The sequence below is a fragment of the Sphingopyxis sp. NFH-91 genome (genome assembly GCF_021401285.1).
Lineage (GTDB): Bacteria > Pseudomonadota > Alphaproteobacteria > Sphingomonadales > Sphingomonadaceae > Sphingopyxis > Sphingopyxis terrae_A.
On sequence record NZ_JACBGA010000001.1, the window covers coordinates 316233 to 340454 of the forward strand.

Consider the following 24222-nt stretch of genomic DNA (forward strand, 5'->3'; position numbering starts at 1 on the left):
GGCGGTCGGGGTGCAGGCGTTGATGCGCCGGCCGGGGTAAAGGCAGACAGCGCGGCGATCCGACTTTGCGGCTCCGGGCCTTGCAAGGCCGGGCCATGCGGCAGCGCGGCATTTTGCTTAAGATGTTTTTGCCGTGCGCCGTTACAACCGGGCCATGCCGCATCGTACTGCCTGCCGTTTCAACCCCGCCCTGCGCCTGATCCTAGGCGGGGTGTTGGTCGTTGGCTTTTCGGTCACGGCGTCGATGCTGTTCACCCACCTAAGTTATACGCAGTTCGGCGATCTGAACTATGCCGATGCGATGTGGGCATCGGCGATCGTGCCGTTGCTGGTCGCGCCCCCCGCCTATGGCTGGATCGCGTGGCTGAGCTGGCGATTGCACCGGGCGAATGCGGCGCTGGATAAGCTGGCGCGCTGCGATGCGATGACCGGGCTGGCGAACCGCCGCGCCTTTGTCGAGGCAGCGCGCGAGCGGCTGGCGGCGGGGGAGCCGATGCAGTTGCTTGTTGCCGATATCGACCATTTCAAGCGGATCAACGACAGCATGGGCCATGCCGCAGGCGACCTGGCCCTGACCCACGCCGCCGCCGTTCTGGCGCGCGCCGCGCCCGAGGCCGGGCTAGTGGCGCGGATCGGCGGCGAAGAATTCGCGCTGCTGGTTCCCGCGGAAACCGACGCGGCGGCGCTGGTCGCGCGCATCGCCGACGATCTGGCGCACACGCCCGTCCCCGCCGCGGCCGAGCTGCAACGCATGACGTGCAGCTTCGGCGTCGCGGTGGCGCAGGCGGGCGAAGGGCTCGACGGCCTGCTCTCGCGCGCCGACGCCGCGCTCTATGCGGCGAAGGACGGCGGCCGCAACCGGATGGCATTGGCCAGTTAGCAGTGGCGCAGGCACTCGGATTCAAGCGCCGGCGCGGAGCGGCCGTGTTCAACATGGGTGGTCTTGCCGACGATGCTTTCGGTCAGGATGATCTCGTCGACCGTCCAGCCGATCGGGGGCAATTTCAGCACGTTTAAACTCTGCGAATCCCGCAGGTCGCCGCGATAAGTGATCTTGATATGCGGTGCGGGGGTGATGCCGTCCATGTTCGGCGCCTTTTCGCGTAGCAGATGGTTCCCTAGCGCCTTCTGGAACGCCGGCGCCTCGGCCTGCGGCGCGCGCGTGCGCAGCATCGCCGCCTTGCGGTTCTCGATCCGGCCGAAGGCGAGCGGAAAGGGCGCCGCGGCGAAGCTGTCCGGCGCGGCGATGGTCGCGGGCAGCCCGCCCTTAACGAGGCCAAGCTATAGCGAGAAGGCTAATTGGTGCGCACAGCTGCGTATCAATCATGCTCCCGGCTACCAGCCCCCATATACAATTCGCGGCCGGTGTCCTCATAGACCTGGCTCATTTCCGCCATCCCCTTCTCGGCTTCCTCCGCCGCGATGAAGCCGGCGCTGTCCTGATTTTGCAGCTTGGCGAACTCGCGGACTTCCTGGCTGATCTTCATCGAGCAGAATTTGGGGCCGCACATGCTGCAGAAATGCGCGGTCTTGGCGCCTTCGGCGGGGAGCGTCTGGTCGTGGTACTGCTCCGCCGTGTCGGGATCGAGGCTCAGGTTGAACTGGTCGCGCCAGCGGAATTCGAAGCGCGCTTTCGATAGCGCGTCGTCGCGGACCTTGGCGGCGGGGTGGCCCTTGGCGAGGTCGGCGGCGTGGGCGGCGAGCTTGTAGGTGACGACGCCGACCTTCACATCGTCGCGGTCGGGGAGGCCGAGATGCTCCTTGGGCGTGACGTAGCAAAGCATCGCGGTGCCGTACCAGCCGATCATCGCGGCGCCGATGCCGCTGGTGATATGGTCGTAGCCCGGCGCGATGTCGGTGGTGAGCGGCCCTAATGTGTAGAAGGGCGCCTCGCCGCACGCCTCGAGCTGCTTGTCCATATTCTCCTTGATCTTGTGCATCGGGACGTGCCCCGGCCCCTCGATCATCACCTGCACATCCTGATCCCACGCGCGCTTGGTGAGCTCACCGAGCGTGTAGAGCTCGGCGAACTGCGCCTCGTCGTTCGCGTCGGCGATGCTGCCGGGGCGGAGGCCGTCGCCCAAGGAATAGGCGATGTCATAGGCCTTCATGATCTCGGTAATCTCGTCGAAGCGTTCGTAGAGGAAGCTTTCCCTGTGATGCGCGAGGCACCATTTCGCCATGATGCTGCCGCCGCGGCTGACGATGCCGGTGACGCGCTTCGCGGCGAGCGGGACGTAGGGCAGGCGGACGCCGGCGTGGATGGTGAAATAGTCGACGCCCTGCTCGGCCTGTTCGATCAGCGTGTCGCGGAAAATTTCCCACGTCAGCTCCTCTGCGATGCCGCCGACTTTCTCCAGCGCCTGATAGATGGGGACGGTGCCGATCGGCACGGGCGAATTGCGGATGATCCATTCGCGCGTGTCGTGGATGTTGCGCCCGGTCGACAGGTCCATGACGGTGTCGGCGCCCCAGCGGATCGACCAGACCATCTTGTCGACCTCGCTCGCGACGTCGGATGCGACCGCGCTGTTGCCGATATTGGCGTTGATCTTGACGAGGAAGTTGCGGCCGATCGCCATCGGCTCGCTTTCGGGGTGGTTGATGTTGTTGGGGATGATCGCGCGGCCGCGCGCGAGCTCTTCGCGGACGAATTCGGGGGTGACATAATCGGGGATGCTGGCGCCCCAGTCCTGCCCGTCGCGGATGTACTCGCTCAGGCGTTCGCGGCCGAGATTTTCGCGGGTCGCGACATATTCCATCTCGGGCGTGATGATGCCGCGGCGGGCGTAGTGCATCTGGCTGACGTTATGGCCGGGTTTGGCGCGCAGCACCGTCTTGCGGACGTTGGGGAAGGCGGGGACGCCGCCCGACCGGTCGGGGCCGAGCTGGCCGTTATCCTCGGGCCGCACCTCGCGCTGGGTCACTTCCTCGACATCGCCGCGGGCGCGGATCCACGCGGCGCGCAGTTCGGGGAGGCCCTGCGCGATGTCGATGCTCGCGTTCGGGTCGGTATAGGGACCCGACGTGTCGTAGACGCGGACGCTGGGCTCGCCCGAATGGGGGTCGAGGTCGATCTCGCGCATCGCCACGCGGATGCCGCTGCCCGTCGGGCTCGCGATGTGAACCTTGCGGCTGCCCCGAATAGGTCCGGTGGTGACGCCGATGCGGTCGGCGGCTTCAATGCGGGAATCGATGTCGGCCATGGGGTTCAGCTTTCCTTGGGGTGGGGTTCAGACAAGACGGAAGAGGCCCGCGGCGGTGAAGCCGAGGCCGAGAAGGAGCGCGAGGACGGCGAGCGGGCGCGTCCGCGTCCCCAGCTTGCGCATCCAGAAACGGACGTAGAGATCGGCAAAGGCGGTGACCGCCAGCGCCTCGATCACCGCGAGGCCGCCGAGGATGGTGAGGACAATTGCGAGCGGATCGCCCGCGGGCCAGCCTTCGGGGCCGCGATTGGCGAGATAGAGCAGGGTGCCGAAGATGATCTCGAACAGCCCGGTGAGCATCTGGAGCGCGGGCGAGCCTTCGATCTCCTCGATCATCCGGTGCCACTGGCCGGGACGGCGCAGCTCGTCGATCGCGGCCGCGAGCAGGAACAGGCCGAGGATCAGCGCCGACCAGGCGGGCGCCTGCGCGGCATAAGGAACGGCGGGGATGGCAGCATCGGGCATGGCACGCTCTCCTTCCTTCCTGACGGACGGGAAGGGGGTGCAAGCGGTCCGGTGACGATCCAGCGCGCGCCCTCCCTCCGCCCGTATTACCGGGATCAGGTTCGACGGGTCGCGGTCTATTCCGCTCTCAACCTGCGATTGCGCGGCAGGCTCCCCGGGGACGTGATGCTTCTAGGCCTGTCGCGGTGGCGTGTCCAGCGGTGCGGTGCGCGCGCCGGATTGCGCCTTTGTAATGTTGCGGACGCAGGGGCGCCATGATGGGCGTGTCATCTTCGCCTTCCCATCGGGATGAAAGGAAGGCCTGTCATGTTGAGGATCAAACTTGCCACGCTTGGCGCCGCCGCGTTGCTGGCGCTGTCGGGAACGGCGGCAGTCGCGCAGGACGCGACCCCCTATTGCTCGAAGACGGTGACCGACAATTGCATGCAGCGCGAAGACCATGCAGTCGCGGCCAGGCATCACGCGGCGCGCAAGCATCAGGCAGCGCGCAAGCACGCCGCCGCCCGGCGCCACGCTGCGGCGCATCGCAAGGCGGCGCATCGCAGGATGGCCGCGAAGACTGTACCGGCACCCGCGCCCAAGAAGTGAAGCCGCGCCGTGCGTCGCCGCGGGCCGCGCGGCGCACGGCCATTTACCCCGCACGTCGCGGCTTGCGGCGCGGCGTGGCCCCGCTACACTCGCCGTCGAAGCGACGATGGCGGGAGAGCGATATGGCGTCGGTGATGGACGAAGCGCGGGCGGTCACGCCGGTCGATGTCAGCGACATCGCGCTCTATGTCGAGGATCGGTGGCGCGAGCCTTTCGCGCGGCTGCGCGCCGAGATGCCGGTGAGCTGGTGTCCCGAAAGCCCCTATGGCGGCTATTGGTCGGTCGCGACGCATGCGCTGGTGCAGGCAGTCGAGCTTGATCCGGCGACATTTTCCTCATCGTGGAAAAATGGCAATATCGTCATCGCCGATCCGCCCCCCGAATCGAACCTGCCCAATTTCATCGCCGCCGATCCGCCGGTCCACACCGCGCAGCGCAAGGTGATCGCCCCCGCCTTCAACCCGAGCCAGATGGCGGAGCGCGAAAAGACGGTGAAGCGGCGGACGCGCGAGCTGTTCGACGCGCTGCCGGTCGGCGAGACGTTCGACTGGGTCGAAAACGTGTCGGTGCCGCTGACAATCGGGATGCTGTGCATCCTGTTCGATTTTCCGTGGGAAGAACGCCACGACCTCAAACGCTGGTCCGACTATGGCGGCAATGTTTCACCCGAGACGGCAAGCGAGGAATATCGCGCGCAATGGATGGCCGAAATGGGCGCGATGCTGGCGCGCTTCGACCGCGAGCTCGAAGCGCGCAAGGCGCTGCCGCCGAGCGACGACTTGTTGTCGCGCATGGTCCACAGCGAGGCGATGGGCAGCCTCAACCCGATGGAGCGGCTCGCCAACATCGCGCTACTGATCGTCGGGGGCAACGACACGACCCGCAATTCGATGAGCGGGCTGGTCGAGGCGCTGCACCGTTTTCCCGGCGAACTCGATCGGCTGCGCGCCGACCCCGCGCTGATCCCCAATGCGGCGCAGGAGATCATCCGCTGGCAATCGCCGGTCACGCACATGCGGCGGACCTGCATGGCTGACACCGAACTGGGCGGACAGACGATCCGCCGGGGTGAAAAGGTGATCCTCTGGTATATTTCGGCGAACCGCGACGAGAGTGTGTTTCCGCAAGCCGACCTTTTCGACGTCGGCCGCGACAATGCGCGGCGCCATGTCGCCTTCGGTCACGGCATCCACCGCTGCGTCGGGGCGCGGCTGGCCGAAATCCAGCTTTGTACGCTGATCGAGGAAATCGTGGCGCGCGGCATCCGGATCGAACCGCAAGGCGCGCCCGAGCGGCTGGCGAGCCCCTTCCTCCACGGGTTCGTCCATATGCCGGTGCGGATCGTCGCCGACTGACTTTCCAGACTGGAAAATTGTCACTTGCCGAATCGGAAAGTCGGACGTATTACTTTCCGAACTGGAAAGTGATGCGGGGCACCGGTCGTTTCCGCATCAGACCCGAGGAGCAAGAGACATGAACCCGATCGAAGCCCGCGCCGCGCTCGACAGCATCGACGACGTCCAGCGCGACCTGGCACTGAAGGCGACCTATTGCCCGCCGTGGCGCCACGCGGCGTTCGGCGCGGTCATGGCGCTGCTAGTGCTGGGACAGGGTTTCGGCATCGCGATCATGGCGCCGCTGTTCGCGGTCGCGATGCTGTCGGTGGTGCTACTCGTCGCCGACGACCGGAGGCGTTATGGCCTTTTTGTAAACGGTTATCGCAAGGGCCGGACCCTGCCGGTTACGCTGGCGCTGCTCGGCGCGATGCTGGCGGCGATGTTCGGCGAAATCCACGCCCGCGAAGCCGGACTGACGCTGGGCACGAAGATAGGCATCGCCGCCATCGCCTTTGGCGTCGCCGTCGCCGCGAGCGTCGCCTGGAGCCGCATCTATCGCCGTGAGCTGCTGAAGGGCACCGCCTGAGCCATGGACGGGATCGACATGGTGCTGCATGCGCCGGCGCGGCTGCAGATCGCCGCGCTACTCGCCAAGGTCAGCGAGATGGAGTTCGCCAAGCTGCGCGAGCTGGTTCAGGTCAGCGATTCGGTGCTGTCCAAGCATCTCGCCGCGCTGGTCGACGAAGGCTATGTCGATTTGCGCAAGGCGCCGCTCGGGGGACGCCAGCGGACATGGGCTTCGCTGACCCGCTCCGGGCACCGCGCGCTCGAGGCGCATGTCGCCGCGCTGCGCGCCATCGTCGCCCATCTTCCCGTCGCGGCCGAATAAGGCTAGGGGCGTCGCGGCTTTCCGGTCGGGGTGCGGGGGCCGGCTTTGCCCATTGCCTCGCCGGATGATCTGAGCATGAAAGCAGATATGGTGCCCGATAGCGGCATCGCCGCGGGGACGGTGTCGCGGCGTGACTGGACGGCGTTGCTGGCGCTGGCGCTCGTGTTGCGGCTGGTCGCGGCGTGGCAGGAAAGCGTGCTGCACCCAGACGAGGTCTTCCAATATCTCGAAGGCGCGTTTCGCCTGCTCCACGGCTATTCGGTCGTGACCTGGGAGTATCGCGACGGGATGCGCGGCGATCTTTATCCCGCCTTGCTCGCGCTGCCGATGCGGCTCGGCGAATGGATCGCGCCCGACGGCAGCCTGACCATCTGGTTGCCGCGAATGATGATGGCGATATTGTCGCTGTCGATCGTCGCCGCAGCCGGGGCGATCGGGGCGCGGGTGTCGCGGCTGCATTTCTGGACCGCGGGACTGATCGCCGCATGCTGGCCTGACCTTGTTGCCTTTGCGCCGCATCCGCTGACCGAGCAGATGGCGGCCCTGCTCGCGGCACCAGCGATCGCGCTGCTTGGGCTACCAGGGCGCAGCGCACGACAGCTGATGATCATCGGCGCTGCCGTGGGCCTGGCGGTCGTGTTTCGGCCGCATGTCGCGCCCGCGCTGGCGCTGGGGCTGCTCGTGCACGTCTGGCGGGCCGGGCCGCGCAGTCTCTGGCCGCTTGTCGCCGGGGGTTTGGTCGGGCTGGCGATCGGCGCGGTCAGCGATGTTGCGGGGGGGCATTGGCCGTTCGAATGGTTGGTGCACAATGTCGATCGCAACATCGTCGATAATGTGTCGGCGCGTTACGGCGTGTCGGGACCATTCCAATATGCGGTCGATCTTCTGGCGCTGTGGGGCCTGTGGACCGCTCCAATCCTCGTGCTGGCGGCGCTCGGTGCGCGGCGCTATCCGCTGCTCGCGGTGGTTGCGATCGCCAATATCCTGGTCCACTCGGCGATCGGCCACAAGGAATATCGGTTTGTCATCCTGTCGGTGACGGCGATCATATTTCTCGCGGGCGTCGGTACCGGCGATGCGATCGCTGAGCTGCGCGCGCAGCGGGGGCGACAGGCGTGGCGGGTGGCGCTGGTGCTGGGCGCGGGCTGGCTTGCCGCCGCGGCCCATGTCGCGCCCGCGCTGCACGACTGGGGCGAGCGGGTCGTGACGCCCTTCAGCGCCGCGGCCTCCGACGGGCTGCGCGCAAAGCCGGGACTGTGCGGCATGGCGGTGGTCGGCAATCGCTTTTTCCGCGTCTATGGCTATGCGCGGCTGCAGCGGCGGGTGCCGATCTTCGTTCAGGCGCCGGGCGATCCGCACGTCGACCCCGCCCAGTTCAACGCCGCGCTGGTCTGGAAAGGACATGCGGACGCCCTGACCCCCGATTTCCGCGCGGCGATATGTTCTGCCGACGGCAGTCAATGCCTGTACGAGCGGAAGGGCGGTTGCAGCGCCGCGACCTCACGGGCAGAGATAAATCGCTATCTTGCCGATCGCGGGATGTAGGAGGATGCCGATGCGACCCGATCTGGACGATCCCGAGGCGCGCGCCGCCTATCGCCGCGAACTGCTCGGCGTCGGGCGCGGGATGCGGCGCGTCGGCTTTGCCGCAAGCCTGCTCGCGCTCGCGTTGCTGATGGGACCGCGGATGGGCGGTCCGTGGATGCTCGGCCCGCTGCCGACGCAATATTGGGGCTGGGCGGCGCTGCTGCTCAGCTGGACGCTGTTCGTCGTCGTGATCGTGCGGCGCACCCGCCACCACAAGCGGCGGATGGCCGAATAGCCATCCGCCGGATCGCGATCAGGCGTAGCGGAATTCGTCGCTGCGCAGGTCGATGAGCGGGAACGCATCCTTTTCGGCCCAGTAATCCTGATTGTGCCGCCATTCGGGCTTGTCGCCGCGCCGCGGCATCGCATCGAGCCCGCGCATCAGATAGCCGGGATTGAAATTGTCCGCCTCGATCCACGGCATGATCGCCATCCCCTCGTCCTGCGGGCGCAGCACGACCTCGACCTTCTTTGCGCCGATATCGTCCATGTGGTTGAGCAGATTGCAGACGAAATCGCCCATCATGTCGACGCGCAGCGTCCAGCTCGCGCGGAAATAGCCCATCACCCACGCCATGTTGGGAACGCCGGTCATCATCATGCCGCGGTAGGTGACGGTGTCGGCCCAATCGACGGGCTTGCCGTCGACCTCGAACGGGATACCGCCCATGACCGAGAGGTTGAAGCCCGTTGCGGCGACGATGATATCGGCCTCGATCTCGGTTCCGTCCGCGGTACGGACGCCCGTTTCGGTGAAGCGGTCGATCGTGTCGGTGACGACCGTCAGCTTGCCCGCCGTCGCGGCACGGAAGATGTCGCCTTCGGGGCAGAAGGCGAGCCGCTGCTGCCACGGGCGGTATTTCGGGGTGAAATGCGGTTCGAACGCAAAATTGGGATCGCCCGAAAAGGCGCGGATCAGCTCTTTAAGCTCTTCGAACACCTGATCGGGTTCGGTCTGGCAGCGGCGCGTCATCAGATCCTGATCGTGCATGATCTGCGCGCGCACGACGCGGTGGACCGTAGGTTCGTCGATCCCGACCTCGCGCAGCCGGTCGGCAAGTTCGTTCTTGTTTTCGGAGCAGAAAAAATAGGTCGGCGAGCGCTGGAGCATCGTTACATGCGCCGCCTTCTCGGCAAAGGCGGGGACGATCGTCGCGGCGGTCGCGCCCGATCCGATGACGAGGATGCGCTTGCCCGCATAGTCGGTCGCGGGATCCCAGAGCTGGGCGTGGACGAACTGGCCCTTATAGTCCGAAAGGCCCGGCCAGTCGGGGATGTAGGGCTTCTCATGGTCGTAATAGCCCTGGCACATCCACAGGAAATTGGCGGTGAAGACGACGGCGGCGCCATCGGCCTTGCGCACCGCCTCGACCGTCCAGCAGTTCTGCTCGCTCGACCAGCGGCAGGCGGTGATGCGGTGGCCGTAATGAATATGGTCGCCGATGCCGTTTTCGTCGATCACCTCGCCCATATATTTCAGGATTTCATCGGCGCTGGCGATCGGCGCGCCGACCCAGGGCTTGAAGCGATAGCCGAAGGTGTAGAGATCCGAATCGGAGCGGACGCCGGGATATTTGTGCGTTTCCCAAGTGCCGCCGAACGTGTCCTTCATCTCGAGGATCGCATAGCTTTTGCCGGGGCACTGATGCTGGAGATGATAGGCCGAACCGATGCCCGAAATCCCCGCGCCGACGATCAGCACGTCGACATGATTGGCATCCTTGGCAGTGGTGGCTTCGCGCGCCGCGGCGCGCGCCGTCGTGGTCGTCATGGCTTGTCCGCTCCCATTTTCTCTAGTTAGGGTGATTACCCTATACTATCGAGCATGAGTCGCGCCAGTCCGCTTTGATGTGGATCAAAAGCGCCCGTGCCGACGCGCGGTCAGCCGGTGCGGCGTGCCAGCCAGACCCCTGCGACCATCAGCGCAATTCCGGCGAGCCGCGCGGTGTCGACCGGAAAGCGCTGGGCGCCGAACAGGCCGAAATGATCGATGATCGCGGCGCTCGTCAGCTGTCCCACCAGCACGAAGAAGATCGCATTGCCGACCCCGAAGCGCGGCGCGATGAAAGTCACGGAGATCACGTAGAAAGCAACGAACAGCCCGCCGAAATAGAAATGAAAGGGAATGTCGGCGGAAAAGCGGATGTCGCCGAGCGCGCCGGTCGCGACAGCCCCGGTAAGCGCAACGAGCAGTGCAAGCCCGAAGAGGATGACCGATGCCGCCATCGGGCTGCCAAGCCGTCCGCCGAGCCCGCCGTTGAGCGCGGCGAGGATCGGGATGCCGACGCCGGTGAGGAACATGATCGAGGCAAAGGTTGGGGCGGGGTTTGCGCTCATGCGGTCTGTCCTTGATTGCGGGGGGCGGAGGCTAGAGCCCCAGTTCGTCGAGGCCGGGGTGATTGTCAGGGCGGCGGCCCGTGTCGCCGCGATCCCAATGGAGCAAGCGCGCCGACTCGGCAATGGCGAGGTCGTTGATGCTCGCGATGCGCCGCGCCATCTGGCCGTCCACTGCAAATTCCCAATTTTCATTGCCGTAGGACCGCCACCATTGGCCGTCATGGTCGTGCCATTCATAGGCGAAGCGCACCGCGATCCGGTTGTCGGTGAAGGCCCACAGCGTCTTGATCAGGCGGTAATCCTGCTCGCGCTGCCATTTGGCGGCGAGGAAGTCGATGATGGCGCCGCGCCCGGCAAGAAAGATGTCGCGGTTCCGCCAGACGCTGTCCGGCGTATAGGCGAGCGCCACGCGCGCGGGGTCGCGGCTGTTCCATCCATCCTCGGCCAGCCGGACCTTGTGCGCTGCGCTTGCAGCGTCGAATGGCGGCAGCGGCGCGCGGGTGCCGGTCATTGTGCTGCCTCCCGCACCCATTCGTTCGTGGCGGGCCATCCGCGCATGGCGGGAAAGCCCGGGAGCGCAGCGATGCGGCGCGTCCAGTCGCGGATATGGGGCCAGTCGTCGAGGTCGATGCCGCCGTCGGGCGCGAGCGCCAGATAGGGGCTTGCGGCGATGTCGGCGATCGTCAGCCGGTCGCCGACAAGCCAGGTGCGCGCGGCCAGATGCGCATCGACGACCGGGAGGATCCGCATCGCCACGGCGTGCGCGCGCGACCGGTCGATCGTCCAGCCGAACAGCTTTTCGGCGCGCAGCAGCGCGGGGCCGTTGAAGATTTCATTGGCGGCGTGCGACAGCCAGACGGCAATCGCGCCGCGCTCTTCCGCCGTGTGGCCGTCCCAGTCCCCGGGCCGGTGGCGGGCGGCGAGATAGGCAAGGATCGCCTGGCTGTCGCGCAGGACGAAATCGCCTTCGGCATAGACGGGTATCTGCGCCATCGGATTGAGCGCGCGAAAGGCATCGCCCTGCCGCCGCTCGGCGTCGACCGTCTCTTCTTCATAGGCGAGTCCGAGGAAGGCGAGCGCCATGCGCACCTTGTGTGCATTGCCCGACAGAGGCGAACCATAGAGGCAGATCATTGTCATTCTCCCTTCTGGGCCGCGCGCAATGCGTCGACCTGCGCGCGCAGCTGGTTGAGCTCGGCAGCCATCGGACGGACGGCGGCGGAGATTTCGGCTTCGGTGAAGCGCGGCGTTATGTGCTGGGGGCAGTTCCAGTCGAAACCCGCGACGTCGATCACGAAGCCGCGCTCGGGGGTTGCGCGGTAGCCTTCGGGCATCAGCGAGGTCACGAGCGCGGGATCTTCGGCGATCTCGACGATCCGCCCCTCGCCGATCAGTTTGAGCCGCCGGCGGTTGGGATAGTCCATCAGGAACAGCGAGACGCGCGGATTTTCAGCGAGATTGGCGGTGCTGATAAATTGGCGGTTGCCCGTAAAGTCGGCGAAGCCGAGGCGGTTGCCGCCGAGCGGGCGCAGGAAGCCGGGCGGGCCACCGCGGTGCTGGATATAGGGCCAGCCGTCGGCGGTTATGCTGCCCAGATAGAAGCTGTCGCGGGCGGCAATGAAGTCGAGTTCGCGGGCGGTCAGCGTGTCGCTGCCGTCGCTGTCGGCCTCCATCCGTGCGTAGCTGGCGCGCGATCCGTGCCGCGCTTGCAGGCGCCGCGCCGCGTCGGTGAACAAAGTGCGGAGATAATGTTGCGCCATGCGGGGGGCCTTCCGACAAGAGGGCGCGAGCGGGGCGCCGGGATCGGGGGTTGGGGGCCTCCCTCGCTCGCAAACCCTATCTATCGTGTTGCTGTATGCGCGATAATCAGCGATTGATGGATATCTCTATTTCAATATGCGGAATAATCGATGGACCGGCTGCTGACTCTTGAGATGTTCGTGGCGGTGGCGGGCGAAGGCGGATTCGCTGCCGCCGCGCGCAAGATCGGCAGTTCGCCGCCCGCGGTGACGCGGGGCATTGCTGCGCTCGAGGAGCGGCTCGGCACGAGCCTTTTCCACCGCTCGACCCGCGCGGTCGCGCTGACCGACGAGGGCGCAGTCTTTCTGGGGCAGGCGCGGCGTATCCTGGCCGATCTTGCGGGGGCCGAGCGGGCGCTGCGCGGTGGCGAGGCCGAACCGCGCGGCCAACTCTACCTGACCGCGCCGGTGATGTTCGGGCGGCTGCATGTCCTGCCCGTGGTCGGCGACCTGCTCGCCCGGCATGATGCGCTGGCGGTGCGGATGATGCTGATCGACCGCAATGTCCGCATTGTCGAGGAGGGCATCGACATCGCGCTGCGTATCGGACCGCTTGCCGATTCGAGCCTGAAGGCGGTCCGCATCGGCGCGGTGCGGCAGATGTTGGTCGCGAGCCCCGGCTATCTGGCGCGGCGGGGCGCCCCCGCGACGATCGACGCGCTCGCCGACCATGATCTGATCATCTCGACCGGGCCGCGCGCGGCGGGCGAATGGAGTTTTGCCGAGCGTCGCTGGCGGGTCGAGCCGCGCCCGCGGCTGGTGGTGAACACCGTCGATGCGGCGATGGCGGCGGCCGAAGCGGGGATCGGAATCGCCAATCTGCTGAGTTATCAGGTGATGGACGGCGTCGATGGCGGGCGCCTGATCGCGCTGCTCAACGCCAAGCAGCCGCCGCCCTTGCCTGTCCATCTGGTCTTCGAACCGTCGCGCGCCGGCCTGCCCGCGGTCCGCCTTTTGATCGAGGCGATGCGGCGCCGGATGCGATCGGCGGGGCTGGGGTGACGCGGGCACCGCGCTCCGCTACGGCATGGTGATGACCGATCGTCTCTTTCCGACCGCGCGCCGATGAGCCGCGCTCCGCGCCTTGCCGGCTATGCGCTGATGGCGGCGGCGGTGCTGCTGGCGCTTGCGATGCGGCGCGGGCTGATCGAGAGCCTGGGGCCGTTTCCGGTCGCGGCGGTGGCACTGCTGATCGGGATGATCGGCGTGATGCTGGTGTTCACCGACCTGATGGTGCGCGGGCTTTATGCACAGATCGGTGCGGCCAAGCGAGCCGAGGACGAGGGCGAGTAGCGCCTTTTCGTTCGACACTATCGGCGCTTATCATTATGACGGGCCGATGACCGACCGTCCGCATACGCCGCTGCTCGACACGGTGGATGTCCCCGCCGACCTCCGCAAGCTCAAGCCCGAACAGCTTCGCCAGTTCGCCGACGAACTGCGCGCTGAAACCATTTCCGCCGTGGGAACCACGGGCGGCCATCTGGGGTCGGGGCTGGGCGTCGTCGAACTTACCACCGCGCTGCATTATGTCTTCGACACGCCCCGCGACAAGATTGTGTGGGACGTCGGCCACCAATGCTATCCGCATAAGATCATCACCGGCCGCCGCGACCGGATCCGCACGCTGCGCCAGGGCGGCGGGCTGTCGGGCTTCACCAAGCGCAGCGAGAGCGAATATGACCCGTTCGGCGCCGCCCATTCGTCGACCTCGATCAGCGCCGCGCTGGGCTTTGCGGTCGCGAACAAGCTGAAGAACGAACCCGGCCGCGCGATCGCGGTGATCGGCGACGGGTCGATGTCGGCGGGCATGGCCTATGAGGCGATGAACAATGCCAAGCAGGCGGGCAATCGCCTGATCGTCATCCTGAACGACAATGACATGTCGATTGCGCCGCCGGTCGGGGGCCTGTCGGCCTATCTGGCGCGGCTGGTGTCGTCGCGGCCCTTCGTCGAGCTGCGCGAAATCGCGCGGCGCTTCGCCCGCAAGCTGCCGCAGCCGCTGCACAAGGCGGCGAGGAAGACCGACGAGTTTGCGCGCGGCATGGCGATGGGCGGAACGCTGTTCGAGGAACTGGGCTTTTATTATGTCGGCCCGATCGACGGCCATAATCTCGACCATCTGATCCCGGTGCTCGAGAATGTCCGCGACAGCGACCATGGCCCGGTGCTGATCCATGCGGTGACGATGAAGGGCAAGGGCTATGCCCCCGCCGAGGCCGCCGCCGACAAATATCATGGCGTCCAGAAATTCGATGTCATCACCGGCGAGCAGGCGAAGGCGCCGCCGGGGCCGCCCGCGTATCAGAATGTGTTCGGCGAAACGCTGGCCAAGCTCGCCGATAGCGACCCGCGCATCGTCGCGATCACCGCCGCGATGCCGTCGGGCACCGGGGTCGACAAATTTGCGAAGGCGCATCCCGACCGGAGCTTCGACGTCGGCATCGCCGAACAGCATGCGGTGACGTTCGCGGCGGGGCTCGCGGCGCAGGGGATGCGGCCGTTCGCGGCGATCTATTCGACCTTCCTCCAGCGCGCCTATGACCAGGTCGTGCATGATGTTGCGATCCAGAATCTGCCGGTGCGTTTTGCGATCGACCGCGCCGGGCTGGTCGGTGCCGACGGATCGACCCATGCGGGATCGTTCGACGTCACCTATCTCGCAACGCTGCCCAATATGGTGGTGATGGCGGCTGCCGACGAGGCCGAGCTGGTCCACATGACCTATACCGCGGCCGAATATGACGACGGCCCGATCGCCTTTCGCTATCCGCGCGGCAATGGCACCGGCGTACCGCTGCCCGACACGCCCGAGAAGCTGGAGATCGGCAAAGGCCGCGTCGTGCGTGCCGGCAAAACGGTCGCGATCTTCTCGCTCGGCACCCGGCTTGCCGAGGCGCTGAAGGCCGCCGACACATTGGAAGCGCGCGGTCTGTCGACGAGCGTGATCGACCTGCGCTTCGCCAAGCCGCTCGACGAGGAGCTGATCCGCAAGACGCTGGCGAGCCACGAGGTGTGCGTGACGATCGAGGAGGGCGCGATCGGCGGGCTGGGCGCGCATGTGCTGACGCTGGCGAGCGACGCGGGGCTGATCGACGCAGGGCTGAAGCTGCGCACGATGCGGCTGCCCGACGTGTTCCAGGACCAGGATTCGCCGCAGGCGCAATATGACGCCGCGGGGCTGAATGCGCCGCAGATCGTCGAAACGGTGCTGAAAGCGCTGCGTCACAATAGCGCGGGGGTCGAGGAAGCGGGCGCACGGGCTTGAGCGGCGCGGCGGCCTCTGGCGAGGTCTTCGAAGCATATTATTCGATTCCGCGGCTGCTGCTGGGGCTGGCCGGCGCTTTGGCCTTTGTTGCGGCGGCGCTGTTGATGGCAAACACCGGGTTCGTGTCGGGTTCATGGCTGGTCGCGGGGGCTGCGGTCGCCGGCATCGCTTTTTTCGGCTTTGTCGCCGCGATTATCGTCCGCCGCCTGTTCGACCGGCGCGTCCAGCTTCGCATCGATGCCAAGGGAATCATGGTGCGCGAATGGTCGGATCAGGTGATCGCGCATCGTTCGATCCGGCGCGCGAGCGACATGGGACAGTTCGTGGGGCTCTTCCTGCACAAGCCCGAAAAATATCCGACGACCAATCCGATGCGGCGCTTTCTGCTGCGCGTCGGGGGTGAATTGCAACGATCGGCGGGCGATATCTATATCGTGAAATATCAGTATGACCGCCGCGCGGAGGCGATTTTTGACGCGCTCGACCGGATGCGGCCACGCACGGCATTCGAAGAAGAGGTTGAGCGTCGGGTGGCTAAAGCGCGCGCGTCGAGCTGATCCGCAGGAAAGGGAGCGTCGATGGATTTTCTGAAACTGATCCAGTCGCTCGACGAACTGCTCTACGAGGTCATGTCGTGGCTGATCTTCTATCCGGTCACGCTGTGGCGGGCGCTCGCACAGCCGCTCAAGATGATGGACTATTCGGAGGCCGAACTGGGCGATCCGGCCGAGCGGCAATATACCGACACGCTGTCGCCGCCGCTGTTCCTGCTGCTGACGCTGGTAATCTGCCACGCGATCGAACTGTCTATCGTGGGGCAGAATGCGGTGATCTTGCGCCGGACCGGACTGGGCGGACTGGTCAATGACGATTCGACCTACATCCTGCTGCGCGTCGCCTTTTTCAGCCTCTTTCCGTTGATCATGGCGGCGCGGCTGGTACGCGCGCGCAACGTCAAGCTCGACCGGGTGCCGCTCAAGGCGCCCTTCTACAGCCAATGCTATGTGACCGCGCCCTTTGCGCTGATGGTGTCGACGAGCGGAATTCTGATGCAGCTCAAGCCTGGTGACAGTCCCCTCTGGGGCTTGGCGCTGCTCATCGCCGCGCTGCTGTGGTTCGGCAGTTTGCAGATATTATGGTTCGCACAGCATCTGCGGATCGGCCGGCTGCGGGCCGCGCTCCATGCCTCGCGCGCAATGGTCGAGGCGCTGATCGCTTTCGTCGCGATTTCGCTGATTTTCGTGGGGATATGAAAACGGCCCGGGGGTGCCGGGCCGTTTCGATCAATTGCCTGCGCGCAGAATCAGGCACCGGGGATCGACGCGCTGGCTTCGCGGCCGTCGCCCTGCGGCGCGGCGATGATGTCGCGGGTGACGAGGCCCTTGTCGACGACCTGCGTGTCGGGGCTGCCGACCTGGCTGCGGATGCCGGGGTCGGCGCGCGCGCCGTCGGCGCTGCCGATGATCGCGTCTTCGGCCGGGCTGCGCGGCGATTCGCCGCCGAAGAGCGCGCGCAGCGTCTGTTCGGCGGTGGTTTCGTTGCCGGGCCGCGCCGCGCCGGGGGCGGGCGGGGTCAGCGAGAAATCGGGCGGAACGACGAGCGGCGCCTGCCGCGACACCGCCATTTCGTCGGGGCGCTGGCGGCTGAACAGGCTGTTCGATCCGCAGGCCGACAGCGTCATCGCGACGATCGAGGCGGCAAGGATGGCTTTGGTCCGGTTCACTTCAAATAGACTCCCTATGCGCCCCGTTTACTCTTTCGCCGCCTGGTCGGCGGCCGTGGGGGTCTTTTCGCCGAAGAGCAGCGCGCGCGCAACCAGCAAAAGCACGCCGAGCGTGATGCAGGCGTCGGCGACGTTGAAGATCATGAAGGGGCGGAAGGCCCCGAAATGCAGATCGGCGAAATCGACGACATAGCCGAAACGCACGCGATCGATGATATTGCCGAGCGCGCCGCCGAGGATCATCGCGAGCGCGATGACGTCGCCGCGCGCCTTTTCGCGCGTCATCCACAGCGCGACCGCCGCCGCGACGATGGCGGTCACCGCGACGAGCGTCCAGCGCGTCGTATCGTTGCACTTGGCGAACATCGACAGCGAAATGCCGCAATTTTCTGCCCAGGTCAGGTTGAAGACCGGTAGCAGCTCGATCTGCCCATAGGGCTGGGTTTCGAGCGACAGCGGCACGACCACCACCCATTTGACGAGCTGATCGAGGCAAAAGGCGACCGCGGCGACGATCAGGCCGAAGCGCAGGTGGGGAGAACGCGTGCTCATTGCGCGTCCAATACCGTCTCGCAGCGATTGCACAAGGCGCCGTCGGCGGTCACTTCGGGCAGATGGCGCCAGCAGCGGCCGCATTTGTGGTTTTCGGTGCGCTTCACGTCCCAGTCGCCTTGATGGACGGTCGAGGTGATGAAGATTTCCTCATAATCGACGTCGCCGGCTTCGCTCGGGAGCCATACTTCGGCTTCGAGGCTGGAGCGGATGCGCTTTTCGCGGCGCAGCGGCTCGATGCGTTCGGTGACGAGAGCGCGGGTGCCGCGGATTTGCGCCCACTTCTCAATCAACTCGTTATTCCCGCGAAGGCGGGAATCCAGCTTTTCACCGTCGTTGGAAGCTGGACCCCCGCCTTCGCAGGGGTGACGGAGGAGGGCGGCGAAATCCGGCCACTCCAGCAGGTGGACGCTGCCCGCGTCGGGATAGCGCGTGCCCCATACTTCTTCGCTGGTGAACACGAGCACCGGCGCGGCGTAGCGGACGAGGGCGTGGAACAGCACGTCGAGGACGCTGCGATAGGCGCGGCGGGTGTCGGTGCCGAGCGGCGCGGCGGGGCCGAGGTCGCAGTAGAGGACGTCCTTGCGGATATCGAAATAAAAGGCCGACAGATCCTCGTTGCAGAAATCGGCGAGGAGGCGCGTGTAGGCGTTATAGTCGAAATCATCGACCGCTTGGCGCAGCTTCGCGTCGAGATCGGCGAGCAGCGAGAGCATATAGCGTTCGAGTTCGGGCATCGCCGCGACGTCGGTGATGCGTTCTTCCTCCGTAAACCCGTCGAGCGCGCCGAGCAGGTAGCGGAAGGTATTGCGCAGTTTGCGATACTGGTCGGCGACCCCGGCGAGGATTTCCTTGCCGATGCGGTGATCCTCGGTGAAATCGACGCTGAGCGCCCACAGGCGCAGGATGTCGGCGCCATAGTCGCGCATCAGGTCGATCGGGCTGATCGTGTTGCCGAGCGACTTCGACATTTTGAAGCCCTTGGCGTCCATCGTGAAGCCGTGGGTGAGGACGGCCTTATACGGCGCCTGTCCGCGTGTGCCGCAGCTTTCGAGCAGCGACGACTGGAACCAGCCGCGATGCTGGTCGCTGCCTTCGAGGTAGAGGTCGGCGCTGTGGGTGCCGCCGTCGTGGCGGACGAGCGCGGGCCAGCGGCCGCTTTCGAGGACGAAGGCGTGGGTGCAGCCCGAATCGAACCACACGTCGAGAATGTCGGTGATGCGCTCGTAATCGGCGGCGTTGTAGCTATCGCCGAGATATTCCTGCGCGCGCGCGTCGGACCATGCATCGACACCGGCTTCCTTCACCGCCGCGACGATGCGGTCGTTGACGAGCGGGTCGTTGAGATATTGCCCGGTCTTGCGGTCGACGAACAGCGTGATCGGCACGCCCCATGCGCGCTGGCGGCTGAGCACCCAGTCGGGGCGTCCTTCGACCATCGACCCGATGCGGTTGCGGCCCTTGGCGGGGACGAAGCGCGTGTCGTCGATCGCCTGCATCGCCGCCTGCCGCAAGGTCGGGGCGTCGCACAGGCCCTCTTCGGCGGGGTTGATCGCGCCGCCTTCGCCTTCCCAGCGCCGTTCGCCGCGCGTCTTGGGCTCGATATGCGTCATCACCTTGTCCATCGGCACGAACCATTGCGGGGTGCAGCGGAAGATGATCTTGGCCTTCGAGCGCCAACTGTGCGGATAGCTGTGCTTGTAGTCGGCGCTGGCGGCCAGCAGCGCACCGGCTTCGCGAAGGTCTGAGCAGATCGGGCCGTCGGGGGCGTTGAACTTGGGGTTGATCACCGATCCCTGACCGCCGAGCCAGCCCCAGTCCTCGCGATATTTGCCGTCGCCCTCGACCGCGAAGACGGGGTCGAGCCCATTCGCCTTGCAGAGGTCGAAGTCGTCTTCGCCGTGATCGGGCGACATATGGACGAGGCCCGTGCCGCTGTCGGTGGTGACGAAATCGCCCGCGAGGAAGGGGCGCGGACGCGCAAAGAAGCCCCCGAGTGCGTGCATCGGGTGGCGGGCGATGGTGCCGGCGAGGTCGCTGCCTTTGATCGTTTTTACGACGTCGCCCGGTGCGAACCCGTGCATTGAATGTTTGAGGCGCTTGTGGAACTCGTCCAGCAACGGTGCAGCGACTAGATATTTGAGATCTTCAACTAAGGGCATTGGATCGCCGGGGTTGAGCATTTTGGCTTGGCCACGCGCGGTAGCTACCAGCACATATTCAACCTCCGGCCCATAGGCCAAAGCCTGGTTCACCGGGATCGTCCAAGGCGTCGTTGTCCAGATCACCGCATGCGCGCCGACCAGCTCCGCGATCGGGCTTTCAACGATCTCGAACGCCACGTCGATCTGGGTCGAGACGATATCCTCATATTCGACCTCGGCCTCGGCGAGCGCGGTCTTTTCGACCGGCGACCACATCACCGGCTTGGCGCCGCGATAGAGCATGTCGTTGGCGGCGAATTTTAAGAGTTCGCGCACGATGGTCGCCTCGGCCTCATAATCCATCGTCAGATACGGATGGTCCCAGTCGCCGCCGATGCCGAGACGCTTGAGCTGCTCGCGCTGGGTGTCGACCCAATGCTGCGCATAGGCGCGACATTCGGCGCGGAACTCCTCGACCGGAACCTCGTCCTTGTTGAGCTTTTTCTTGCGATATTGTTCCTCGACCTTCCACTCGATCGGCAGGCCGTGGCAATCCCAGCCTGGAACATAGGGCGCGTCTTTGCCCTTCAGCGTCTGGGTGCGGACAACCATGTCCTTCAGGATATGGTTGAGCGCATGGCCGATGTGCATGTCGCCATTGGCGTAGGGCGGGCCGTCGTGGAGGATGAACTGGTCGCGGCCGCGGCGCGCTTCGCGAATCTGCGCCTCCAGATTGCTCTCGAGCCATTTCGCCAGAATCAGCGGCTCCTTCTGCGGCAGGCCGGCCTTCATCGGAAAGTCGGTCTTGGGCAGGAAGACGGTGTCGCGGTAATCGCGCTGATCGGGGGCGGAGGTGCTGTCGGTCATGGTCGCGGCGCTTAGCGCAAGTGAGGCGCGCTAGTCACGTTTAAGTTGATCGCGCCGTGTCCGGGGCGATTCGAAGGGCGTCTGGGGCCCGGCTTGCGCCGGGGTTCACTAGGCCCGAAACGGAGCTATTTCTGGCGCGGGCGGAGCGCCGGGCCGAGATTGTAGATGTCGTCGATCCACACATAGCCGGTAAAGCTGGCCGGGATGCGCGTAAGCTGGTCGACGCGCCACAGGCCCATGCCGCCCTGTTTGTCGCCGCGGGCGCCGGTCATCAGGACGCGGGTGCCGTGCGCCGCCGCGCGCGCCTGCAGGCGGTCGGGCCAGCCCCAATAGGCCCATTGATAGTCGAGCGGCACCATAATTGTGCCGCCGACGCAGCTCGGCGGATACCAGCCCGACCAGCCGAACTTGATGTAATCGCCGGTGCAGCGCTTGGCACCTTCGGGGTCGAGCGTCCAGGCGCGCGGCGCGCGGGCGCGGATCGGCTGGAGCACGCGCGCATTGCCGAAAAAGCCGAATCGCGGCTGGTTCGGATCGATCCCCGCGCGGGCAAAGGCGGCGAGCGCCAGCGCGCCTTCGCGCGGGTCGCGCGACTTGAAGTTGACGATCAGCGACGCATGGCCGAGGTCGCGCAGCACATCGTCGAGGCTGGGCATCAATCCCACCCCCTTGCCGCGCAGGGGGAAGGTTTTTCCGCCGTCGGCGGTATAGCCGTAGCCGATGTCGAGCCGTTTGAGTTCGGCCATCGTGCGGTCGCGAATATTGCCCTTGCCCTCGGTGCGGCAGTCGAGCGTCCAGTCGTGGAACACCGCAAGCCGGCCGTCCTTCGTCGCCGCGACGTCGAACTTCACCGCCCCGGCATCGCGGCCGATCGCGACCTTCATCGAAGGCAGGCTGTTTTCGATATAGGCATGTTCGGGCGGATGGATGCGCGTCGCGGTGCAACTGTCGTCGGTGACGCCGCGATGGTCGAAAAGCTGCGAAACGCCGCGGTGCGCGATCAGGACGCGCTTGCCGACGGGATCGGGCGCGAGCCAGGTCGCGTTCGACAGGGTGAGCCAGGCGACGAGCGCGGCGAAGAGCCAGAGGAAGATTTTGGTGCCGCGCTTCATCGGCTTTTTGGGCGGGCCGGAGAGGCCGGCGGCCCAGTCGTCGCTGTCGGTCATCTTTCCCCCGTCGTCAAGTTGGACCCGGGCCCCGGTTCATGGCGGGCATGTCAGACGTCGGCGAGCAGCCGCTTCGCCTCGTCACAATCCGCCGCAATCTGCGCCATCAGCGCGTCCATCCCCTCATATTTCGCCTCGGGCCGGATGAAGGCGCGGAATTCGACGTCGATTTCCTGACCGTAGAGATCGCCGTCGAAATCGAAGAAATGCGGTTCGAGCAATTCCTTGGGCGGATCGAAGCTCGGCCGGATGCCGAGGTTCGCGGCGCCTTTCAGGATGCGGCCCCCCGGCCCCTCGCTTAGCAGGCGGCCGGTGACGGCGTAGATCCCGTAGCGCGGGCGCAAATAGGTGCCCATGTCGATGTTCGCGGTCGGAAAGCCGAGCAGGCGGCCGTTCTTGTCGCCATGCTGGACGGTTCCGCGCACCGTGAAGGGGCGGGTGAGCAGGCGCGCCGCGGTCGCGCAGTCGCCCGCGCGCAGCGCGTCGCGGATGCGGCTCGACGAGATCACCTCGGTGCTGTCGTCGACCGGCGCGACCATCTCGGTAAAGAAGCCGAGGCGGCGGGCATGATCGGCGAGGGTCACGACATCGCCGCCCCGGCCCTTGCCGAAGACGAAATCGGCACCGGTGACGACCCCCGCCGCGCCATAGCGTTCGAGCAGCAATTCGGTGATGAAATCCTCCGCCGTCGTCGCGGCGAGCGCGGCGTCGAAGGGCAGGACGAGCATCGCGTCGGCGCCCGCCGCGCAGAACAATTGCTGCCGCTGGTCGAGCGTGGTCAGGCGGAAGGGCGGCGCGTCGGGTTTGAAGACGCGCACCGGATGCGGATCGAAGGTCGCGACGATCGCGGGGCGCCCGTCGTCCTTGGCATGATGCACCGCGCGGCCGACCACCGCCTGGTGTCCGGCGTGAAAGCCGTCGAAATTTCCAAGCGCGATGACGCCGCCACGCAGCGCACCCTCGATACGTTCGTGGCCGTCGAGGCGGATCATGGCCACCCTGTCTTCCGTTCGTGCTGAGCTTGTCGAAGCACTGTTCTTTCTTTCAACCTCGCCAGAAGGAAGGGCGGCCCTTCGACACGCTCAGGGCCGACGGATTTGGAAATCGAGTCATCGGGCCGGCGGCGTCAGCGGCACGATCCCCGCGCGGATGACGCGGAGCGCGTTGCCGCCCATCGCGGCGCGGATTTCATCGTCGCTGAAGCCCGCGTCGAGCAGCGCCTGCGTCACCTGAACCAGCTTCGACGTGTCGAAGCGGACCGTGGTCGCGCCGTCATAATCGCTGCCGAGCGCGACATATTGGATGCCGACGAGGTCGCGGACATGCTTCATCGCCCTGGCGACGCTGGCGGGCGAGGTGTCGCACACCGCCGCGTCCCAATAGCCGATGCCGATGACGCCGCCGGTCGCGGCCAGCCCACGGATTTCGTCGTCGGTGAGGTTGCGGTTGACCTTGCACGTCGCCTGCACCCCGCCGTGGCTGGAGACGACGGGACGGCGCGCCATCTTGAGGATGTCGACGACGCAGGCGTGGCTGCAATGCGCGATGTCGACGATCATGCCCTTCGCTTCCATCCGGCCGATCAGGTCGCGGCCGAGCGGGGTGAGGCCGCCCTTTTTCAGCCCGTGCATCGATCCGGCGAAGATATTGTCGAAGAAGTGGGTGATCCCCGCCATGCGGACGCCGGCGCCGTAGAGCTTGTCCAGATTGTCGATATTGCCGTCGAGATCGTGGAGCCCCTCGACACTGAGCATCGCGCCGACGGGCGGTGGGGTTTTAGTGCGCCGCGCGGCGAGCAGCGTGTCGAGTTCGGCGGGGCTCGCGACCGCCATCAGCTTGCCGTCCGACGCCGCGGCGGCGCGGTGCAGCTTCGTCGCGTGCCAGAGCGAGCGTTCGAGCAGCGAGTTCCACGTCCGCACTGGCTGCAGCTGCGCGATCACCAGCGGGGTGATATTGTCGCTGTCGTCGCCATTGGCGTCGTAATTCTGGCCCTTTGGCGATTTGGTGGTGCTGGAGAGGATCTGGAGCGCGACATTGCCCTCTTCGAGCCGCGGCAGGTCCATATGGCCGCGGGTCGCGCGGTTCAGGAAATTGCGCCCCCACAGCAGGCTGTCGCTGTGCAGATCGACGATCGTCAGCGTCTTGTGCAGCGCGGCGGCGCGCGCGCTGACCGTTGGCAGCGGCTTGCCGTCGACCTTGTTGAGCCCGCGCTCGATCATGCCGGGGGCGAGGAGGAAGAAGGCGGCCGCCCCTACGACGAGCAGTGCTAAGATGCCGATCAGCCAGCGGCGCAT

The 24222-nt window shown here is 66.1% G+C and carries 26 protein-coding genes and 1 riboswitch; of the genes, 12 read left to right on the top strand and 14 right to left on the bottom strand.

Annotated features, from left to right (window positions below):
* The first annotated feature begins 154 nt into the window (after positions 1 to 154).
* Positions 155 to 880, top strand: a complete 726-nt coding sequence (locus L0963_RS01565; protein ID WP_186402906.1) for a GGDEF domain-containing protein — start codon at positions 155 to 157, stop codon at positions 878 to 880.
* Here L0963_RS01565 and L0963_RS01570 read toward each other — a convergent pair.
* From L0963_RS01570 to L0963_RS01580, 3 genes are all read right to left on the bottom strand, one after another.
* The gene (locus tag L0963_RS01570) at positions 877 to 1173 is read right to left on the bottom strand and encodes a hypothetical protein (RefSeq protein WP_217372703.1); all 297 of its coding nucleotides are present in this window, start codon (positions 1171 to 1173) and stop codon (positions 877 to 879) included. The genes L0963_RS01565 and L0963_RS01570 overlap by 4 nt on opposite strands.
* Before the next feature lie 146 nt (positions 1174 to 1319).
* The gene (gene thiC / locus L0963_RS01575; protein ID WP_217372702.1) at positions 1320 to 3206 is read right to left on the bottom strand and encodes a phosphomethylpyrimidine synthase ThiC; all 1887 of its coding nucleotides are present in this window, start codon (positions 3204 to 3206) and stop codon (positions 1320 to 1322) included.
* Positions 3207 to 3233: 27 nt separating this feature from the next.
* A complete protein-coding gene (locus L0963_RS01580) occupies positions 3234 to 3671 on the bottom strand; it encodes a hypothetical protein (RefSeq protein WP_186402909.1) in 438 nt (145 codons plus the stop codon).
* A 55-nt stretch (positions 3672 to 3726) separates the two neighbouring features.
* Positions 3727 to 3838: riboswitch (TPP riboswitch) on the bottom strand.
* Positions 3839 to 3977: 139 nt separating this feature from the next.
* Here L0963_RS01580 and L0963_RS01585 point away from each other — a divergent pair.
* From L0963_RS01585 to L0963_RS01610, 6 genes are all read left to right on the top strand, one after another.
* A complete protein-coding gene (locus L0963_RS01585) occupies positions 3978 to 4259 on the top strand; it encodes a hypothetical protein (RefSeq protein WP_217372701.1) in 282 nt (93 codons plus the stop codon).
* A 122-nt stretch (positions 4260 to 4381) separates the two neighbouring features.
* The gene (locus tag L0963_RS01590; RefSeq protein WP_186402911.1) at positions 4382 to 5614 is read left to right on the top strand and encodes a cytochrome P450; all 1233 of its coding nucleotides are present in this window, start codon (positions 4382 to 4384) and stop codon (positions 5612 to 5614) included.
* A 118-nt stretch (positions 5615 to 5732) separates the two neighbouring features.
* Positions 5733 to 6182 (top strand): hypothetical protein, encoded by a 450-nt coding sequence (locus L0963_RS01595; RefSeq protein WP_186402912.1) that lies wholly within the window; start codon positions 5733 to 5735, stop codon positions 6180 to 6182.
* A gap of 3 nt (positions 6183 to 6185) precedes the next feature.
* Positions 6186 to 6485 carry a transcriptional regulator gene (locus L0963_RS01600; protein ID WP_217372700.1) on the top strand — a complete coding sequence of 100 codons (300 nt, stop codon included), beginning with the start codon at positions 6186 to 6188 and terminating at the stop codon, positions 6483 to 6485.
* A gap of 87 nt (positions 6486 to 6572) precedes the next feature.
* On the top strand, positions 6573 to 8030 hold the full coding sequence (locus L0963_RS01605) for a hypothetical protein (RefSeq protein ID WP_234178500.1): 1458 nt from the start codon (positions 6573 to 6575) through the stop codon (positions 8028 to 8030).
* A gap of 10 nt (positions 8031 to 8040) precedes the next feature.
* A complete protein-coding gene (locus L0963_RS01610) occupies positions 8041 to 8307 on the top strand; it encodes a hypothetical protein (RefSeq protein ID WP_156000960.1) in 267 nt (88 codons plus the stop codon).
* A gap of 18 nt (positions 8308 to 8325) precedes the next feature.
* Here the strand turns inward: L0963_RS01610 and L0963_RS01615 are convergent, their stop codons facing one another.
* The 5 genes from L0963_RS01615 to L0963_RS01635 form a co-directional block, all read right to left on the bottom strand.
* Entirely contained in the window at positions 8326 to 9843 is a 1518-nt protein-coding gene (locus tag L0963_RS01615) for a flavin-containing monooxygenase (RefSeq protein ID WP_217372698.1), read from the bottom strand.
* 110 nt (positions 9844 to 9953) lie between these two features.
* Positions 9954 to 10409, bottom strand: a complete 456-nt coding sequence (locus L0963_RS01620) for a DMT family transporter (protein ID WP_062768265.1) — start codon at positions 10407 to 10409, stop codon at positions 9954 to 9956.
* A gap of 31 nt (positions 10410 to 10440) precedes the next feature.
* Entirely contained in the window at positions 10441 to 10920 is a 480-nt protein-coding gene (locus tag L0963_RS01625; protein WP_186402915.1) for a nuclear transport factor 2 family protein, read from the bottom strand.
* Entirely contained in the window at positions 10917 to 11543 is a 627-nt protein-coding gene (locus L0963_RS01630) for a glutathione S-transferase family protein (protein ID WP_186402916.1), read from the bottom strand. Before L0963_RS01630 ends, L0963_RS01625 begins: the two co-directional genes overlap by 4 nt.
* 2 nt (positions 11544 to 11545) lie before the next feature.
* Entirely contained in the window at positions 11546 to 12169 is a 624-nt protein-coding gene (locus tag L0963_RS01635; RefSeq protein WP_062901760.1) for a pyridoxamine 5'-phosphate oxidase family protein, read from the bottom strand.
* A gap of 150 nt (positions 12170 to 12319) precedes the next feature.
* Between L0963_RS01635 and L0963_RS01640 the strand changes: the two genes are divergently transcribed.
* From L0963_RS01640 to L0963_RS01660, 5 genes are all read left to right on the top strand, one after another.
* Complete coding sequence (locus L0963_RS01640; RefSeq protein ID WP_186402917.1) at positions 12320 to 13210, top strand: LysR substrate-binding domain-containing protein; 891 nt, start codon at positions 12320 to 12322, stop codon at positions 13208 to 13210.
* 63 nt (positions 13211 to 13273) lie between these two features.
* Positions 13274 to 13501, top strand: coding sequence for a hypothetical protein (locus L0963_RS01645; protein ID WP_003040979.1), 228 nt, complete (start codon positions 13274 to 13276; stop codon positions 13499 to 13501).
* 46 nt (positions 13502 to 13547) lie between these two features.
* Entirely contained in the window at positions 13548 to 15476 is a 1929-nt protein-coding gene (dxs, locus tag L0963_RS01650) for a 1-deoxy-D-xylulose-5-phosphate synthase (RefSeq protein ID WP_217372697.1), read from the top strand.
* Positions 15473 to 16033, top strand: coding sequence for an STM3941 family protein (locus L0963_RS01655; protein ID WP_186402919.1), 561 nt, complete (start codon positions 15473 to 15475; stop codon positions 16031 to 16033). The genes dxs and L0963_RS01655 overlap by 4 nt, the downstream gene beginning before the upstream one ends.
* A gap of 21 nt (positions 16034 to 16054) precedes the next feature.
* Positions 16055 to 16729, top strand: coding sequence for a hypothetical protein (locus L0963_RS01660; RefSeq protein ID WP_062901764.1), 675 nt, complete (start codon positions 16055 to 16057; stop codon positions 16727 to 16729).
* A gap of 50 nt (positions 16730 to 16779) precedes the next feature.
* On the opposite strand, the gene L0963_RS01665 is transcribed toward L0963_RS01660, so the two are convergent.
* The 6 genes from L0963_RS01665 to L0963_RS01690 all read right to left on the bottom strand — a co-directional run bounded on the left by L0963_RS01665 (position 16780) and on the right by L0963_RS01690 (position 24222).
* Positions 16780 to 17199, bottom strand: coding sequence for a DUF3035 domain-containing protein (locus L0963_RS01665; protein WP_003040968.1), 420 nt, complete (start codon positions 17197 to 17199; stop codon positions 16780 to 16782).
* Between the two features lie 27 nt (positions 17200 to 17226).
* Positions 17227 to 17751: a signal peptidase II gene (gene lspA, locus L0963_RS01670; RefSeq protein WP_062901765.1), complete on the bottom strand. Its 525-nt coding sequence runs from the start codon at positions 17749 to 17751 to the stop codon at positions 17227 to 17229.
* On the bottom strand, positions 17748 to 20762 hold the full coding sequence (gene ileS / locus L0963_RS01675) for an isoleucine--tRNA ligase (protein ID WP_186402920.1): 3015 nt from the start codon (positions 20760 to 20762) through the stop codon (positions 17748 to 17750). Before ileS ends, lspA begins: the two co-directional genes overlap by 4 nt.
* Before the next feature lie 125 nt (positions 20763 to 20887).
* Entirely contained in the window at positions 20888 to 21928 is a 1041-nt protein-coding gene (locus tag L0963_RS01680) for a glycerophosphodiester phosphodiesterase family protein (RefSeq protein ID WP_062901767.1), read from the bottom strand.
* Between the two features lie 50 nt (positions 21929 to 21978).
* Positions 21979 to 22920, bottom strand: coding sequence for a bifunctional riboflavin kinase/FAD synthetase (locus tag L0963_RS01685; protein WP_062901768.1), 942 nt, complete (start codon positions 22918 to 22920; stop codon positions 21979 to 21981).
* Between the two features lie 117 nt (positions 22921 to 23037).
* Positions 23038 to 24222 (bottom strand): dipeptidase, encoded by a 1185-nt coding sequence (locus L0963_RS01690; RefSeq protein ID WP_062901769.1) that lies wholly within the window; start codon positions 24220 to 24222, stop codon positions 23038 to 23040.

Bases quoted from the DNA above. Each gene is read 5' to 3' on its own strand.
- L0963_RS01680 (WP_062901767.1), bottom strand. From the start codon at position 21,928: ATGACCGACAGCGACGACTGGGCCGCCGGCCTCTCCGGCCCGCCCAAA.
- L0963_RS01590 (WP_186402911.1), top strand. From the start codon at position 4,382: ATGGCGTCGGTGATGGACGAAGCGCGGGCGGTCACGCCGGTCGATGTC.
- L0963_RS01585 (WP_217372701.1), top strand. From the start codon at position 3,978: ATGTTGAGGATCAAACTTGCCACGCTTGGCGCCGCCGCGTTGCTGGCG.
- L0963_RS01605 (WP_234178500.1), top strand. From the start codon at position 6,573: ATGGTGCCCGATAGCGGCATCGCCGCGGGGACGGTGTCGCGGCGTGAC.
- L0963_RS01690 (WP_062901769.1), bottom strand. From the start codon at position 24,222: ATGCGCCGCTGGCTGATCGGCATCTTAGCACTGCTCGTCGTAGGGGCG.
- lspA (WP_062901765.1), bottom strand. From the start codon at position 17,751: ATGAGCACGCGTTCTCCCCACCTGCGCTTCGGCCTGATCGTCGCCGCG.
- thiC (WP_217372702.1), bottom strand. From the start codon at position 3,206: ATGGCCGACATCGATTCCCGCATTGAAGCCGCCGACCGCATCGGCGTC.
- L0963_RS01565 (WP_186402906.1), top strand. From the start codon at position 155: ATGCCGCATCGTACTGCCTGCCGTTTCAACCCCGCCCTGCGCCTGATC.
- dxs (WP_217372697.1), top strand. From the start codon at position 13,548: ATGACCGACCGTCCGCATACGCCGCTGCTCGACACGGTGGATGTCCCC.
- L0963_RS01615 (WP_217372698.1), bottom strand. From the start codon at position 9,843: ATGACGACCACGACGGCGCGCGCCGCGGCGCGCGAAGCCACCACTGCC.
- L0963_RS01570 (WP_217372703.1), bottom strand. From the start codon at position 1,173: ATGCTGCGCACGCGCGCGCCGCAGGCCGAGGCGCCGGCGTTCCAGAAG.
- L0963_RS01635 (WP_062901760.1), bottom strand. From the start codon at position 12,169: ATGGCGCAACATTATCTCCGCACTTTGTTCACCGACGCGGCGCGGCGC.
- L0963_RS01620 (WP_062768265.1), bottom strand. From the start codon at position 10,409: ATGAGCGCAAACCCCGCCCCAACCTTTGCCTCGATCATGTTCCTCACC.
- L0963_RS01645 (WP_003040979.1), top strand. From the start codon at position 13,274: ATGAGCCGCGCTCCGCGCCTTGCCGGCTATGCGCTGATGGCGGCGGCG.
- L0963_RS01630 (WP_186402916.1), bottom strand. From the start codon at position 11,543: ATGATCTGCCTCTATGGTTCGCCTCTGTCGGGCAATGCACACAAGGTG.
- L0963_RS01685 (WP_062901768.1), bottom strand. From the start codon at position 22,920: ATGATCCGCCTCGACGGCCACGAACGTATCGAGGGTGCGCTGCGTGGC.
- L0963_RS01595 (WP_186402912.1), top strand. From the start codon at position 5,733: ATGAACCCGATCGAAGCCCGCGCCGCGCTCGACAGCATCGACGACGTC.
- L0963_RS01640 (WP_186402917.1), top strand. From the start codon at position 12,320: ATGGACCGGCTGCTGACTCTTGAGATGTTCGTGGCGGTGGCGGGCGAA.
- ileS (WP_186402920.1), bottom strand. From the start codon at position 20,762: ATGACCGACAGCACCTCCGCCCCCGATCAGCGCGATTACCGCGACACC.
- L0963_RS01600 (WP_217372700.1), top strand. From the start codon at position 6,186: ATGGACGGGATCGACATGGTGCTGCATGCGCCGGCGCGGCTGCAGATC.
- L0963_RS01625 (WP_186402915.1), bottom strand. From the start codon at position 10,920: ATGACCGGCACCCGCGCGCCGCTGCCGCCATTCGACGCTGCAAGCGCA.
- L0963_RS01610 (WP_156000960.1), top strand. From the start codon at position 8,041: ATGCGACCCGATCTGGACGATCCCGAGGCGCGCGCCGCCTATCGCCGC.
- L0963_RS01580 (WP_186402909.1), bottom strand. From the start codon at position 3,671: ATGCCCGATGCTGCCATCCCCGCCGTTCCTTATGCCGCGCAGGCGCCC.
- L0963_RS01660 (WP_062901764.1), top strand. From the start codon at position 16,055: ATGGATTTTCTGAAACTGATCCAGTCGCTCGACGAACTGCTCTACGAG.